16 protein-coding genes and 1 pseudogene are annotated in these 14,982 nt (G+C 40.3%); 8 read left to right on the top strand and 9 right to left on the bottom strand.

The features are described 5' to 3' along the window. Positions 1 to 2 precede the first annotated feature (2 nt). Positions 3 to 2,069: a transglycosylase domain-containing protein gene (locus ACFOU2_RS23720; protein WP_377918804.1), complete on the top strand. Its 2,067-nt coding sequence runs from the start codon at positions 3 to 5 to the stop codon at positions 2,067 to 2,069. Between the two features lie 279 nt (positions 2,070 to 2,348). Here the strand turns inward: ACFOU2_RS23720 and ACFOU2_RS23715 are convergent, their stop codons facing one another. Together ACFOU2_RS23715 and ACFOU2_RS23710 are read right to left on the bottom strand one after the other, a co-directional pair. Further along, positions 2,349 to 2,870: a YwhD family protein gene (locus ACFOU2_RS23715; protein WP_377918803.1), complete on the bottom strand. Its 522-nt coding sequence runs from the start codon at positions 2,868 to 2,870 to the stop codon at positions 2,349 to 2,351. Positions 2,871 to 2,894: 24 nt separating this feature from the next. Continuing rightward, entirely contained in the window at positions 2,895 to 3,551 is a 657-nt protein-coding gene (locus tag ACFOU2_RS23710) for a site-2 protease family protein (protein WP_377918802.1), read from the bottom strand. 266 nt (positions 3,552 to 3,817) lie between these two features. Here ACFOU2_RS23710 and ACFOU2_RS23705 point away from each other — a divergent pair, with 266 nt between their 5' ends. After that, on the top strand, positions 3,818 to 4,003 hold the full coding sequence (locus ACFOU2_RS23705; protein ID WP_377918801.1) for a 2-hydroxymuconate tautomerase: 186 nt from the start codon (positions 3,818 to 3,820) through the stop codon (positions 4,001 to 4,003). A 122-nt stretch (positions 4,004 to 4,125) separates the two neighbouring features. Here ACFOU2_RS23705 and ACFOU2_RS23700 read toward each other — a convergent pair whose 3' ends face one another. From ACFOU2_RS23700 to ACFOU2_RS23690, 3 genes are all read right to left on the bottom strand, one after another. Next, positions 4,126 to 4,635 carry a YwgA family protein gene (locus ACFOU2_RS23700; protein WP_377918800.1) on the bottom strand — a complete coding sequence of 170 codons (510 nt, stop codon included), beginning with the start codon at positions 4,633 to 4,635 and terminating at the stop codon, positions 4,126 to 4,128. A 32-nt stretch (positions 4,636 to 4,667) separates the two neighbouring features. Beyond that, positions 4,668 to 5,972: an HD domain-containing protein gene (locus tag ACFOU2_RS23695; RefSeq protein WP_377918799.1), complete on the bottom strand. Its 1,305-nt coding sequence runs from the start codon at positions 5,970 to 5,972 to the stop codon at positions 4,668 to 4,670. Between the two features lie 120 nt (positions 5,973 to 6,092). Continuing rightward, the gene (locus ACFOU2_RS23690) at positions 6,093 to 6,317 is read right to left on the bottom strand and encodes a DUF1450 domain-containing protein (RefSeq protein WP_377918798.1); all 225 of its coding nucleotides are present in this window, start codon (positions 6,315 to 6,317) and stop codon (positions 6,093 to 6,095) included. Positions 6,318 to 6,545: 228 nt separating this feature from the next. Here ACFOU2_RS23690 and ACFOU2_RS23685 point away from each other — a divergent pair, with 228 nt between their 5' ends. Both ACFOU2_RS23685 and ACFOU2_RS23680 read left to right on the top strand, forming a co-directional pair. Continuing rightward, on the top strand, positions 6,546 to 7,226 hold the full coding sequence (locus tag ACFOU2_RS23685) for an RsfA family transcriptional regulator (RefSeq protein WP_377918797.1): 681 nt from the start codon (positions 6,546 to 6,548) through the stop codon (positions 7,224 to 7,226). 260 nt (positions 7,227 to 7,486) lie between these two features. Beyond that, positions 7,487 to 8,332, top strand: coding sequence for a lipoate--protein ligase family protein (locus ACFOU2_RS23680; protein WP_377918796.1), 846 nt, complete (start codon positions 7,487 to 7,489; stop codon positions 8,330 to 8,332). A gap of 24 nt (positions 8,333 to 8,356) precedes the next feature. Here the strand turns inward: ACFOU2_RS23680 and pta are convergent, their stop codons facing one another. Beyond that, a complete protein-coding gene (gene pta, locus ACFOU2_RS23675; RefSeq protein WP_377918795.1) occupies positions 8,357 to 9,328 on the bottom strand; it encodes a phosphate acetyltransferase in 972 nt (323 codons plus the stop codon). A 287-nt stretch (positions 9,329 to 9,615) separates the two neighbouring features. On the opposite strand from pta, the gene hemQ reads away from it, so the two are divergent. From hemQ to gerQ, 3 genes and pseudogenes are all read left to right on the top strand, one after another. Next, positions 9,616 to 10,359 (top strand): hydrogen peroxide-dependent heme synthase, encoded by a 744-nt coding sequence (gene hemQ / locus ACFOU2_RS23670; protein WP_377918794.1) that lies wholly within the window; start codon positions 9,616 to 9,618, stop codon positions 10,357 to 10,359. 362 nt (positions 10,360 to 10,721) lie between these two features. Continuing rightward, positions 10,722 to 10,823 (top strand): annotated as a pseudogene (locus tag ACFOU2_RS23665) (cell wall hydrolase); the annotation flags it as partial. A 46-nt stretch (positions 10,824 to 10,869) separates the two neighbouring features. Further along, positions 10,870 to 11,340, top strand: coding sequence for a spore coat protein GerQ (gene gerQ, locus ACFOU2_RS23660; RefSeq protein ID WP_377918793.1), 471 nt, complete (start codon positions 10,870 to 10,872; stop codon positions 11,338 to 11,340). 36 nt (positions 11,341 to 11,376) lie between these two features. On the opposite strand, the gene ACFOU2_RS23655 is transcribed toward gerQ, so the two are convergent. From ACFOU2_RS23655 to ACFOU2_RS23645, 3 genes are all read right to left on the bottom strand, one after another. Further along, positions 11,377 to 11,748, bottom strand: a complete 372-nt coding sequence (locus tag ACFOU2_RS23655; RefSeq protein WP_377918792.1) for a DUF423 domain-containing protein — start codon at positions 11,746 to 11,748, stop codon at positions 11,377 to 11,379. A 61-nt stretch (positions 11,749 to 11,809) separates the two neighbouring features. Beyond that, complete coding sequence (locus tag ACFOU2_RS23650) at positions 11,810 to 12,085, bottom strand: YwdI family protein (protein ID WP_377918790.1); 276 nt, start codon at positions 12,083 to 12,085, stop codon at positions 11,810 to 11,812. A 189-nt stretch (positions 12,086 to 12,274) separates the two neighbouring features. Then, complete coding sequence (locus ACFOU2_RS23645; protein WP_377918789.1) at positions 12,275 to 12,949, bottom strand: uracil-DNA glycosylase; 675 nt, start codon at positions 12,947 to 12,949, stop codon at positions 12,275 to 12,277. 466 nt (positions 12,950 to 13,415) lie between these two features. Here ACFOU2_RS23645 and zwf point away from each other — a divergent pair, with 466 nt between their 5' ends. After that, entirely contained in the window at positions 13,416 to 14,918 is a 1,503-nt protein-coding gene (gene zwf / locus ACFOU2_RS23640; protein ID WP_377918788.1) for a glucose-6-phosphate dehydrogenase, read from the top strand. The last annotated feature ends 64 nt before the right edge of the window (positions 14,919 to 14,982 follow it).

Raw genomic sequence — 14,982 nt, 5'->3', positions numbered from 1 at the left:
AATTGGAAGTCATACTAACAGAAAAGCTGCGTAAAGCGAGGAAATATATTCGTGCTATTTTTATTATCGGCACATTCCTATCAATCTTTCTTCTTTTATTAACTGCCGGAATTTTAGCATATGCTAAATTGCAAGGGCCTCCTCCTTTAGCTGTACCTCAATCTGCTATTTTTTATGCAAATGACGGAACCGTTATCGGCGAAATGCATCACGGTGAAAAACGGTATTGGGTTCCGCTTGAAAAGATCTCCCCTTATTTAATTAAAGCAACACTGTCAATTGAGGATAAACAGTTTTACAAGCACCATGGCTTCGATGGAAAACGGATCATCGGAGCGGCTGTGGCCGATATAAAGGCCAGAGCGAAAGTGCAGGGAGCGAGTACCATTACCCAGCAATATGCGAGAAACTTATTTTTGGAGCATGAGAAGACGTGGACGCGAAAGCTACATGAAGCATGGTATACCATTCGTCTTGAGATGAATTACGATAAAGGAAAAATATTAGAAGGTTACTTGAATACAATTTATTACGGCCATGGCGCTTACGGAATCGAGGCGGCTGCCGAATACTATTTTGGAAAGAAAGCGGGAGAGCTGACATTGAGTGAAGCGTCCCTATTGGCGGGAATACCGAAATGGCCCAGCCGTTATTCTCCCCGTTCCAACATGGAAGCAGCAAAAAAACGGCAGCAAGTCATTCTAACATCAATGGTGGAGGATGGAATCCTTACCCAAAGGGAAGCAAATAAAGCCTATTCTCAGCCTCTATCCGTCAAGAAACTTGTTAGAAAAGAAACACTCAAAGGTGCCTCCTATTTCTTCGATGCGGCTAAATCTGAATTAAAGAAGGAACTGCATTTAACGGAACAAAAGATTAAAACATCCGGTTTACGAATTTATACGTCCCTTGATCCTAGACTCCAAACGATTGCCGAACAAACTGTCGAGGATGTATTCAATCCAAAAACAGAACTTCAGGTCGCTTTTGTGGCCATGGATCAAAAAAGTGGATTCGTCAAGGCTTTAATCGGTGGACGTGACTATGACCAAAGCCCGTTTAACCGTGCTACTCAAGCGATTCGACAACCCGGTTCGACAATAAAGCCATTTTTGTACTATGCAGCGCTTGAAAATGGATTTACTCCTTCTACATCTATGCGCAGTGAGCATACGACCTTTACCTTGAATGATGGAGTATCGAGCTATACACCAAGCAACTTTAATCACTATTATGCAAATGATTCTATTACACTCCAGCAGGCAATTGCTCTTTCGGATAATGTGTATGCCGTGAAAACCCATTTGTTTCTCGGTCAAGATAAACTCGTGGAGATAGCAAAAAGAGCGGGAATTAGCACTCCCCTAAAGAAAGTACCCTCCCTTGCACTGGGAACATCCCCTGTTAAACTCATTGAAATGGTAAACGGCTACAGTATCATCGCAAACGGCGGTTGGGAAGTACAACCTTCTTTTATCAAGAAAGTAGAGACATATGATGGAGAAGTCATCTATGACGCGGCCCGCGAAAGGAAAAGAATTCTGGATAGAGATACAGCTTTTTTGACTACTCAACTTATGACAGGGATGTTTGATCCAAAACTAAACGGCTACACGACCGTGACTGGCACACCTATTTTGAAATACCTTTCCAGAACATATGCAGGCAAGTCTGGTACGACAAGCACTGACAGCTGGATGATTGGCTATTCACCTGAACTCACAACGGGAGTTTGGACAGGTTATGATCGTGATAAGACGATGGATATGGTGGAAGAAAGAGGATATGCCAAAAAGATATGGGCACTCTTTATGGAAGAGGCGTTGAAAGAGGAAGCGGCCTCTTCCTTTAAACCGCCTAAAGGCGTGACCGCTGTTTATATTGATCCGCAAAGCGGGAAATTAGCGACACCTGGCTGTCCAATTTCAAAACTTACTTATTATAAAAGAGGGACAGAGCCTAGTGAATATTGTACAGACCATCTTTTATATGAAGAGAAAAAGAAGGAAAAATCGGAGAAGACAGAAGATCCAACATGGTACGATAAACTATTTAAATGGCTAAATTAGAAAAGCCCGGGTAATTACCCGGGCTTTTCTAATGTCCTAGTTTTATAAAGCATCCATATTATCTTTAATTTTAATAATTTTCTTACAAAAGCTCAAGCAAGTCATAAAATTGTCACACTTTTGACAAAATTATGTCGTATTTACTTGCTCAATAATAATGAAACTTCCGACGTACAGGACGTCAAGGTTTTAGTCTTCGTTCCTTCATCTTCCGATTGTTAGTTTGACCTTATTGGGCTTCTACGGGCAGTTTTCTCCCTCGCTTAGTATAGCGAAGTTTTACTGCGTGTTAGAACTAGATAAATCTTGTTTGAGTTTCTCTTCTGAAAGGTTCCACATTTCCTCATTATGGTTTTTTAAGAAATCACGTAAAATCTGCTTCGACTTCTCATCCATAAAATCAACCATAATCTGGCGTTTCAATGACTTATCCATTTTATTTACATGCTCAGGAAGCGATTTATAGCCACGGCGTGCCTCACGGTCGACTGTCATTTCACAAGCCGTTACCCCTGCGTAGTATGAGCCTTCTTCTTTACGATCGATCGTTACCCATACAAGCCAATATAACTTACCATTCGGTACTTCTTCTTTATTCGGCAGAAATTTGATTCCTTTTTCCACCACACTGCGAGCGTGCATGGCTCCGATATCTACAAATGCCTCTCCTTCTTCCGGATCAACAAAAACGGGAGAAATATTATTCAGACTAAGTGCTCCTACACCATATCCGCCATGCCCGTCAGTAGAGTCGTTTTTAATAATGTTAAACCCAATTTTTTTCTTCTTTTGTTCTTCCATTTAATCTTCCTCCTATCTCTCAGATTATAAAATCAATGTTGATAAAATCGAGTCAAAGATACCCATGAAAAATGGGATGCCTGAATTAAAGATCGGATCAATCACATATTGATCTAAAGGAGTAATCACCAGCACCAAAAAGATAAAAATCCCCCAGGATTCATATTGTGTCATTTTCGCCCGAACAGACGGCGGTGCTAAATCCTCTATAATACGATATCCATCCAGCGGCGGAAAAGGCAGCAAATTAAATAAAAACAATAAGAGGTTTAAGGTAATAAATGTATTAAAAAATCCGAACAAAAAATCTCCGCCAACCCCTTGCATGTTAAAGCGCATTAAAAAGTACCAAATCACTGCTCCAATAAAACTTAATACCAAGTTGCTTAAGGGACCTGCTATTGAAACAAGGACTCCTGCTAAACGGGGGTTTTTGAAAAAATAACGATTAACCGGAACCGGCCTCGCCCAGCCAAACCCTGCGATAATCAGTAATAATGTTCCGAAGGGATCTAAATGGGCAAGCGGCGAGAGGGTAAGGCGCCCTTGATTTTTAGCGGTTGGATCCCCAAATTTATAAGCGACATAGGCATGAGCAAATTCATGTATCGTAAAAGCGATCACTAAACTAACGATGACGAAGGGAAGTTGTTCAATTGAAAAAGCCAAAAATTGTTCCACACTTTTTCTCCTCTATTTTGATTTCAAATTTACCACAAGTATACTAAGGTTACCTAAAAAGTGCAAAGAACACACCGCAAAGATCATCTGTCGAAACGGCTTTATTTTACGCCTGAAGCAACCCTTTTAAGAATATTGCTACCTAGCTTATGAGAGAAGAACAGCCGGTATGTTCACCATATTAAAACTTATTCTTTAGAGACATTTTCTTTACGCTGAAAAAAGAGTAAACTAAACATGAATACATACTTAAAGGAGAGATCATCATGCCCTATGTAACGGTTAAAATGCTTGAAGGTCGTACAGAAGAGCAAAAACGGGCTCTTGCAGAAAAAGTAACAGAAGCTGTTTCTGAAACGACAGGTGCTCCAAAAGAAAAAATCGTGGTGTTCATCGAAGAAATGTCCAAAAACCATTATGCCGTAGCCGGAAAGCGCTTAAGCGACGAGTAAACCTAAAGAGACTGAAAATGAACCTTCAAGAAAAATCTAGTAAAAGCAAGAGTTTCTTTGACGGTTCATTTCAGTCAAAAGATTATGGCTGTCTTTTTTGCGAGTTCATAAAGCAGCCTTTTTTATTGCAACGGAAGTTTTCCTCTTAGCTGCTCAATGTAGCTGTACGCTTCTTCAATTTCTTCCTCCGTATAGCGCTGCTTGCTTTTTAAGGTAAATACTTTCTCTTTCACTTCTTGTTTTTCAAGAGTTTCAAAATAAAGAACAGTTGACACTAATTCTAAAAACCTTGAACTCTTTTCATTCATATCTGTCATACACTCTTGCAATGAGGGGAAGTCGAGCTCATAATGACTGAGGAAGTCTTCCCCTTCTGATGTTAATGTATAACGATACTGACTGTAGCCGCCTTTTTTCTCCTTCACTTCGCTTAAAAAGCCTAAATTGCAAAGCTCTTCAATTCGAAGCGTGAGTTCCTCAGAATAAGGACCATAGAAATGAAAATTGTATCTCTCATAAAAAGGAAAGTTTAGCTTCTTCGCAATAAAAATCATTTTTTGCAGCTTTTTTCTTCCGATAACTTCTCCCGCCGCTGCCAACACATGGATAATTTTAGCATGCTCTTTTAACAAAGCCCCTTCAACTCCTATTACTGGTAAACCGTTTAATTTTTCCCGCTGCTCAATAATTGTATAATTTGCTCTTTCACTTTGCGTTTTGATGAGAGCCGGTCAATCAAGTCTTGTGGAAAATAAAGCTTATGGTCCGTTCTTTTTTTCCCCGAAATGGCTTCCACAATCTCTGATTCCCTTGAAAGCTCCCTAATGTCTCCATTTGGCATGAGAAGATGAATCGGCAGGCGTTCCTCCTCTTCCCCGGGACGGTAAAAATCATACGGTAAATCGCTTGATGAATCGACCACCAAATAATAATCAGGGTCGATCCCCGCTTTTTTAAATAAATGATTCAATTCCATCCACATTTTCATTTGGGAGTTCGGATTAAACTCAATATATTGGAATAATCGACGATTGAGAAAACGGCCGCACAAATCAGACAAGATCGGATCCTCTTCATCCTGCCATACCTGGAAGTAATAAAGAATAACAGATTCATCCAGGCGCAAATAATCCTGTAACACCAATTCATCCTCAAAAAGCGAGTAAAAGTGTGCAGGCTGATGTTTAAAGGAATAATGTCCTTGATGAAGTTGTTTTGCCCGATGCAAAATTTTCGTTAAAATCACTTCTGCACTTCTTGTCACAGGATGGAAATACACCTGCCAGTACATTTGATAGCGGCTCATAATATAATCTTCAACTGCATGCATGCCGCTTTGTTTAATCACAACTTGATCTTCCTGCGGTCTCATGACACGCAAGATTCGTTCCATATCAAAATGGCCGTAGCTAACGCCTGTATAATAGGCATCACGCTGTAAATAATCCATTCGGTCTGCATCAATCTGGCTGGATATAAGACTAACAACGAGCTTATTCTCGTATGTTTTCGCAATGACTTCAGCTACTTTTTTGGGAAAATCGTCTCCTATACGGCGCAAGACCGCATTCACTTCTGTCGGGCCGGTTATGATAGCTTGAGTGAAATCTTCATGATCTAAATGAAAAACCTTTTCGAACGAATGAGAAAAGGGGCCGTGCCCTAAATCATGAAGCAATGCAGCACATAAGCAAAGAAGACGCTCATCATTATTCCAATGCTCCCGATCATGAAACACGTCGTCAATGATACGGCGAATGATTTCATAGACCCCCAGTGAGTGATTAAAGCGGCTATGTTCAGCACCATGAAACGTTAAGTATGTAGTGCCCAGTTGACGGATTCTTCGCAATCGTTGAAATTCCGCTGTTCCAATCAAATCCCAAATGATCTTATCGCGAACATGAACATAACGATGAACAGGATCTTTGAATACTTTTTCTTCGCTTAATTTGCTGTTAGGATCCATTTGCATACCTCACTGTTTCATTTTGTTCTATCGCCCTATATTCGACATACATACCCCAATTTCCTACGTTTCAAAGCCAAGAACGAAAAAATCACCTTTACGTGAACACAAAGGCGATTTTTATTTGTTTAGCTTCTTTTCAATTTTTTCGATTAGCTCATCTTCCGTTGGAGCTGACACCGGACGGTTATTGACAAACGCAAAAGATTTTTTACGGCCGGGTCCGCAGTAAGATTGACAACCGATTTTGATATCTGCACATTCATCTATTTTCTTGAGTCTAGGCACCAACGTTTTAATATTAGTTGCCTGACAATCATCACAAATTCTGAATTCGTTTGCCATGTTGATACAATCCTTTCACAGTTCGTTGCACAATTGTTTTGGCCTAAAGGGTATTTTACCTTTTATTATTCTTCATTGCAAGTTGAATTATGATGAGAAAAACATTCCAACTCTATCATACTTTTAAGCATATTTTTAAGATTTTGGTATAAACTTTTTCTCTTTTGCCCATGATGATAATAATCCTATTTATTTTGAAAATGATGATTTAGGGAGTGAAAAGAAAATATGAAGGATAGACAAGATGCTTGGACAGAAGAAAACGATTTGCTGTTAGCCGAAACTGTTTTACGTCATGTACGTGAAGGAAGTACTCAATTAAATGCTTTTGAAGAGGTAGGAGACAAACTTAACCGCACATCTGCCGCCTGTGGATTTCGTTGGAATGCAGTTGTGCGCCACTCCTATGAAAAAGCTCTTCAATTAGCGAAAAAACAGCGAAAACAAAGAATGCGAGCACTCGGCCAAAGCCAAAATGCGAAAAAACGATTATTGTATACGCCGCCTGTTCCACCTTTGGAAGAGTTTGACAATGAATTGACACCTCCAGCTATTGCTGCGCCGGCGGCAGAAACAGGGACAGAGATAAATAGCTCAGCATCCCTCTCACTTGACCATGTAATTGCTTTCTTGCGTTCAATCGGTTCGCAAACACATGATGTTCACCTTTTAAAGGATGAAAATAGTAATTTATTAAAAGAAAACCATGAGCTAAAGATACAAAATGCCGAATTGCAAAAACGGATTGCTCAGTTGGAGGAAAACTCCACTACTATTCAAGAAGATTACGAAACACTTATGAAAATCATGAACCGGGCCAGAAAATTTGTGTTGCTCGAGGATGAAGAACGCCCATCCACTAAATTTAAAATGGACCGCAACGGCAATTTGGAAAAGTTAGCAGAATAACTATATAAATCCACATAAATGATGGGGCATGGATAAAAATCATCCATGCCCCATCATTTACGCATAAGCCTTCGCCAATTTCCCTTTCGGGCTCTTGTCGGAGGCTTATACGGGAACCCCTTTTTAGTTAGGTTGTGCTATAATAATACCGTTTAATCAGGAAAACGCGGAAAGGGACGGGATTTGCGCTTTTCCCTTTTTGCTGTCATCTTGTAGAAGCCTCCAACAGCTTGATAGTATGAATGAAGGAGTTTTTTATGATGAAAGACAACGGTTCCTCTTTATTAGTGCAGCCAACATGGCGAATCATAGATCAGACAAGCTTAGGTCCGGGTTTTGATGCTCTACAGTCCTTTGCCATCGATGACACGCTTTGCACGTCTGTCGGATCCGGTGAATCGGCAGCAGCAATGCGTTCATGGGTACACCATGATACGGTGGTGCTGGGCATTCAAGATACGAGACTTCCTCACCTTCAAGATGGAATAAGTTTTTTAAATAAGCGAGGCTATCGAGTCATCGTCCGAAACTCAGGGGGCCTTGCTGTCGTTTTAGATGAAGGAGTCTTAAACATTTCGCTCATTTTTCCAGATGCGGAAAAAGGCATTGAGATTAATCGAGGATATGACGCAATGTATGAGTTAATCCAGCTTATCCTGGCTCCTTACCAAGCAAACATTGAAGCAAAAGAAATTATCGGTTCTTATTGCCCTGGCAGCTACGATTTGAGTATTCACGGTCAAAAATTTGCCGGGATTTCACAAAGACGGATTCGAAGCGGCATAGCTGTACAAATTTATTTATGCGCTTCAGGAAGCGGCTCACAACGTGCGAGCCTTATTCGTGAATTTTACGCACGAGGATTAAAAAACGTACCAACGAAGTTTACCTACCCGACTATTGTCCCCCATACGATGGCTTCTTTATCAGAGCTGTTAAACAAGGACATTACGGTTTCTTCCTTAATGTTATCTCTGCTTCAAACATTAAAAGAGACCGGGGCACATCTTGCGCCGATTCCGTTATCGAACCATGAACTCCAATTATTCGATTACCATTTACAGCGCATGTATGACCGTAACGAAAAAGCCCTTTCCCATTTATAGACGGGAAGGGCTTTTTGATGTTTATTACAACGTTTGAGCTGCTGTAATTAAAGCCAATTTATAAACGTCTTCCTCATTGCAACCGCGAGATAAGTCGTTTACTGGTTTATTTAACCCTTGAAGGATAGGACCCACGGCTTCAAAGCTGCCTAAACGCTGTGCAATTTTATAGCCAATGTTGCCGGCCTCAAGACTTGGGAATACGAATACATTCGCATCTCCTTTAATAACTGAACCTGGAGCTTTCTTTTCTGCTACAGACGGAACAAAAGCGGCATCAAATTGAAACTCGCCATCTAAAGTTAAGTTTGGGGCCATTTCTTTCGCAATGTTGACTGCATTCGCTACTTTTTCTGTTTCAGGAGACTTAGCAGAACCTTTTGTAGAGAAGCTGAGCATGGCTACACGAGGTTCAATATCGAACATGTCAGCTGTACGGGCACTTTCAATCGCAATTTCAGCTAAATCCTGACTGTCCGGTGCAATATTGATGGCACAGTCAGCAAATACGTATTTTTCTTCACCGCGTACCATAATGAAGACACCGGAAGTCTTTTTTACGCCTTCTTTTGTTTTAATAATCTGTAAAGCCGGACGAACCGTGTCTGCTGTCGAATGTGCCGCTCCGCTTACTAGCCCATCTGCTTTACCCATATGTACAAGCATTGTACCAAAATAGTTTTCATCTAAAAGTACTTTGCGTGCGTCTTCTTCGGATACTTTCCCTTTACGACGTTCAACGAAAGACGCTACCATTGCATCAAATTCTTCATACTGGGTCGGGTCATACACAGTCACATTTTCAAGGGATACATGTAATTGTTCTGCCTTTTTCGCTACTTCTTCTTTATTTCCTACAACGATCGGTGTTAAGATGTTCTCTTTTGCTAAGCGGCCTACTGCGCCTAAAATACGCTCATCTAGTCCTTCTGGAAATACAATTTTTACATCTTTACCAGCTACTTTACTTTTCAACGCTGCAAACAAATCACTCACTGTAAATCCTCCTCAACTACGTAAAACGATTTTCTTTTACTAGGATACTTCACTTCTTCTTAAAATCAAAGGAATGCACATAAAGAATTTGGTTTTATAAAAAAGTTCATTTTTTTTAAAGATTTTGATAGTTTTATCTTCATTTCTGCCTTCCTCCCTTACTTAATATGAGTTATTGTTTCTGATTTAGTCAAAATTCAAGAGTTTTTCATTCATGTGAAACGGACAAACTATGTTATAGTAAAATTGAGTTTAGAGAATAATGTCATATTAGGAGTTGAAAGCATATGTCAGAAGCTGCTCAAACATTAGACGGCTGGTATTGCCTTCATGATTTTCGTTCCATGGATTGGTCTGCATGGAAACAAGTATCGAGTGATGAGCGCCAAGCCGCTATTCATGAGTTTTTAGGTTTAATGGAAAAATGGCAAAAAACAGAAAAAGAAAAACAAGGAAGTCAAGCTCTTTACACAATTGTTGGACAAAAAGCAGACTTTATGATGATGTTTGTTCGTCCGACGATGGAAGAGTTAAATGAAATTGAAACAGAATTCAATAAAACAAAGCTTGCTGAATATACCATTCCTACATACTCTTATGTTTCCGTTGTAGAGCTAAGCAACTACTTACCGGCTGGGCAAGACCCTTACGAAAATCCGGAAATTCGTGCCCGCCTTTATCCAATTCTCCCAAAGGCGAAGCACATTTGCTTCTATCCAATGGATAAACGCCGCCAAGGCAATGACAACTGGTATATGCTTCCGATGGAGGAACGCCGCAGCTTAATGCGCAGTCATGGAATGATTGGCCGCCAGTATGCGGGAAAAGTAAAACAAATCATTACAGGTTCTGTAGGCTTCGATGACTATGAGTGGGGCGTAACCCTTTTTGCAGAGGATGTCCTTCAATTCAAAAAGCTCGTGTACGAAATGCGCTTTGATGAAGTCAGCGCTCGTTACGGTGAATTTGGTACATTCTTTGTAGGGAACATTTTAAACCAAGATCGTATTGCTCAATTCTTATATGTATAATTAAGAAGACGTTGGTATTCAATACCGGCGTCTTTTTTAGGTGGCTGAGAATCCTTTTCTCAACCGCCTATTTTTTTGCCTCTCCTCTGTTTGGCAGGCCAATACGAATGGAGAGTGAAACCAGATAAGGAGAAGCTCTGTTCTCTTTAGAGGCATTGGATAGAAGCCATGGTGAAATTTTCTCCCTTTCGGTACGAAACACTTCAGATTGCCGAAAAAGGACTTCCTCTCACCGGTACCAAAGCAAAAAAAGAAAGCATACTCTACATTTGTTCATCATATTTATCAACTAGTGAGTAAACGAAGTGAAAACACGGGTGTTGTCCCTTATAACGAAGAAGATGTAAAGCTTCTAGACAGGTGGTCCCTGTCCCGTCCGGTGGTTTAATCACTATAGTGCAGGCCGTTACAAATCTCACTGCTTTTACTCACCGACTCAAGCGAATTGCCCTAGTGTTTATTGATAACCACGCATGTGAAGCGTAGTTATTCCTAAAGGAGGATTTGTGTATGAAAAAACCGAAAACCACGGGCCAAAGCCCTTATATGCAAATGCCTTACGGCGGTTATGGATATGGGTATCCGTCCTATCAGCAGCCCTCACAAGTACCAGGCGCTTATCAACAACCCTCACAAGTACCAGGCGCTCCCCTTCCGATTCCAACGGGAGGAGCGGGATCGCCTCAAGCTGCAGCTGGACAGCTTCCGTTAGAGGAGTCTTATATTGAAAATATTTTACGTTTGAACAGAGGGAAAGTAGCTACTGTTTATATGACATTTGAAGGAAATAATCAGAAAGTGTTTAAAGGAGTCGTTGAAGCCGCAGGCCGGGATCATATCATTTTGAGTGATCCACAGACCGGAAGGCGTTATATCCTGCTAATGGTCTATCTTGATTACGTTACATTTGATGAAGAAATTGAATACACATATCCTTTTACCGGCGGGCAGCAGCCGCTCAGCAGCTATCCGCCGAGATAAAAAACAAAGGAGTGCTGATCAGCACTCCTTTGTTTTTTATAACAATTTTATTGCAGCAATAACAAGTAAAATCCAAGCAACGATAAAGGCTACCCCTCCAAATGGCGTGATCGCACCTAATACTTTAATACCTGATGTACTTAAGATGTATAAGCTTCCAGAGAACAGGATAATCCCAATAAGCATAAACCATCCAGAAGCACTAACAAGCGATGATTCAGGAAAACGGCTTGCTAAGAAAGCAACGACAAATAAACCCGTCGCATGAAACATTTGATATGTAACCCCTGTTTTCCATACTTCTAAATATTTAGCGGAAATTTTCCCTTCTAACCCATGTGCACCGAATGCCCCAAGCGCCACAGCTAACATTGCATTAACAGCACCTAAGATCAAAAAAACCTTCATCTTCTTCCCCTCTTTTCCTGATTATCCATATAAAATACAGATACTTTAATGTTATCTTCTCCTAGAAATCAAACAGGCTTTCCCCATTCGCTCCATCCGAAATCTCCATCGGCTTGCTTAAAGTTTGTGATGGAGCGAGTACTGGTTTATTTTCCGCAAGACTAACGGCAGAGAATGCGGCCTTCTCTGTTTGTTGATCCATAGCTAACTCACACAATGTTTTGATTGCAACCAGCCGATCGCGCAAATGGCGTTCCTTTTGGCTTGAAACCTCTTGTATGGCTTGATGCATTTCCTCATTCATTTTTTCTAAAAGTTGCAACATAGAAATATTCATGGTGAACACCTCAATTTTTCATTATTTCACTAAACGTTTAAACGCCTCAATTTTTTGTTTATATCCAAAGGCAATGCTCAATCCTCACCCCTACTATTCTAACAAATGTTGAATAGGCATTCTATTGTTTAACGAAGGAGATGACTCAAAAGGTAAAAAAAATCTACCTTTTGAGTCATCTCCCTCTCTTCAAATATTTTCAATTTGCCAGTCAATGGGAATTTGTCCATTCTCTTTTAAGAAATCGTTTGTTTTTGAAAAAGGCCGGCTTCCAAAAAAGCCTCTATTTGCAGAAAATGGACTCGGATGTGGACTTTCAATGATGTAATGATGATTGGAATGGATTAATTTCTTCTTTTCTTGGGCATGCTTTCCCCAAAGCAAAAATGCCATTGGTTCTGGACGCTCAGCCAATAACTCAATTACTCGGTCTGTAAATTGCTCCCACCCCATTCCCTTATGAGAATTAGGCTTTCCTCTACGTACCGTTAAAACCGTGTTTAGTAAAAGAACTCCTTGCTTAGCCCACTTCACAAGGTAACCATTGTTGGGAATGTAACAATCCAGATCATTTGATAACTCTTTATAAACATTCACAAGGGAAGGAGGCACCTTTACTCCGGGGTTGACCGAAAAGCTCAAACCATGGGCCTGCCCTGGTCCGTGATAAGGGTCTTGTCCCAAAATCACCACCTTGGTGTCACGATAACCGGTTAAATGTAAGGCATTGAAAATATCGTTCTTTTCTGGATAAACCGTTTGAGTATTATATTCCTGAACCAAAAACTCCCGAAGCCTTTTATAGTAAGGCTGCTCAAATTGTTCTTCCAACAAGGGGGCCCAGTCATTTTTTAGGATAGCCATTTCTATATCACCTGCACATTGACGTTATATCTTACCACTAGACTACCCCATTTTCTTGTAATGAATCAACAAATCTCTCCAATAAAGCTGCATCTTCTTTATAGAAAAGGAAATCTTTGAACCATTTACTTCACCGTCTCCCCTCATTCAGACTCCTCCTGTTACAGGAACTGGTCAGATTATGATTGTTTCATGTGAAACATCACCTTCTTCTTTATTATTCTTTACTGGAAGAATAGAGGAACAACTTTTGAGCCTATTTACAAAAAATAAATTATTTCAGTATATAAATATTTTAATGAAAGCGATATTAAAAAATGTAAACTAGGTCCTTCCATTTCACCTACCTATCACAAAAAGTTACTAAATGTTTGCTTTACATCTTCAAAACAGATACAATTTTATAACTGAATAGGATACATAATAAGATTGAACGCATTTACAATAAAGTGAGGTCCTTAGAGCTATGACAACGAATAATCCAAAATCTATCATCGTTATTTTTGGTGCAACGGGCGACTTGGCAAAGCGTAAACTGTTCCCTTCTATTTTCAGACTATATCGCAGTGGTAAATTGTCCGAAGACTTCGCAGTAGTTGGAGTTGCAAGAAGACCTTTGACTAACGATGAGTTCCGAGACAATGTAAAGAAATCCATCGGTAATTTACAGGAAGGAAATGTGAGTGCAGAAACATTTTCTTCTCATTTCTATTACCATCCATTTGATGTGACAAATGTTGCTTCCTATCAAGAATTGAAGAGTTTACTCGGTGACCTTGATGGGAAATACCATACTGAAGGAAATCGCATTTTTTATCTGGCAATGGCACCAGAATTCTTTGGCACGATCGGCGAGAACTTAAAATCTGAAGGTTTAACCTCTACAGGAGGCTGGAGCCGATTAGTGATCGAAAAGCCTTTTGGGCATGATTATGAATCCGCCAAGGAATTAAATGATCAAATTCGTCACGTGTTTACTGAAGATCAAATTTACCGTATCGATCATTATTTAGGTAAAGAAATGGTTCAAAACATCGAGGTTATTCGCTTTGCAAACCCGATTTTCGAGTCTCTTTGGAACAATCAATACATCTCAAATATTCAGATCACCTCAAGTGAGACATTAGGTGTAGAAGATCGCGGTCGTTATTATGAATCTTCTGGTGCCCTTCGCGATATGGTACAAAACCATATGCTTCAAATGGTTGCTCTTCTTGCGATGGAACCGCCCATTAAATTGAAGACAGAAGAAATCAGAAGTGAAAAAGTCAAAGTCCTTCGTGCTTTACGAAATATGTCTGAAGATGAGGTAGATGAATATTTTGTGCGCGGACAATATGGACGAGGAATTGTAAATGAGCAAGAAGTTCCAGCCTACCGCGAAGAAAACTCAGTAGACCCTGAATCTAACACTGAAACGTTTGTATCCGGTAAATTAATGATTGACAACTTCAGATGGGCTGGTGTGCCTTTCTATATTCGTACAGGTAAGCGTATGACGAAAAAGTCTACTGAAATCGTGGTGCAATTTAAAGACTTGCCAATGAACCTTTACGTTGAGAAAGATAAAGCGATCCATCCGAACCTTCTTGTTATCCATATTCAGCCTGAGGAAGGGATCACGCTTCACCTCAACGCAAGAAAAGGAGAAGGCAGCACGACTTCTACACCGATTAAATTAGATTACTGCAACAATTGCGACGATAAAATGAATACACCTGAGGCTTATGAACGCCTTTTATATGACTGCATGCGCGGTGATGCAACTAACTTTACACATTGGGATGAAGTTGCTCTCTCATGGAAGTTCGTGGATACCATTTCAAGAGCCTGGACAAACAAAAAAGCGGAAAACTTTCCGAATTATGAATCAGGATCAATGGGTCCAAAAGAGTCTGATGCCTTACTAGCTAAAGATGGGCTCCACTGGTGGTCTGTTGAAGCGGACACCCATTCACGTTCTGAATAGGGGAGCCACCTGAAAATGAACAATGTTGCGGCACCGGCTTTTGCACATACGCTGCACCATCTCG

This window comes from Bacillus songklensis (assembly GCF_042649685.1).
Lineage (GTDB): Bacteria > Bacillota > Bacilli > Bacillales > Bacillaceae_H > Bacillus_BA > Bacillus_BA songklensis.
The sequence above is the reverse complement of the archived record's forward strand: the minus strand, read 5'-3'. Positions and strand labels throughout refer to the sequence as shown.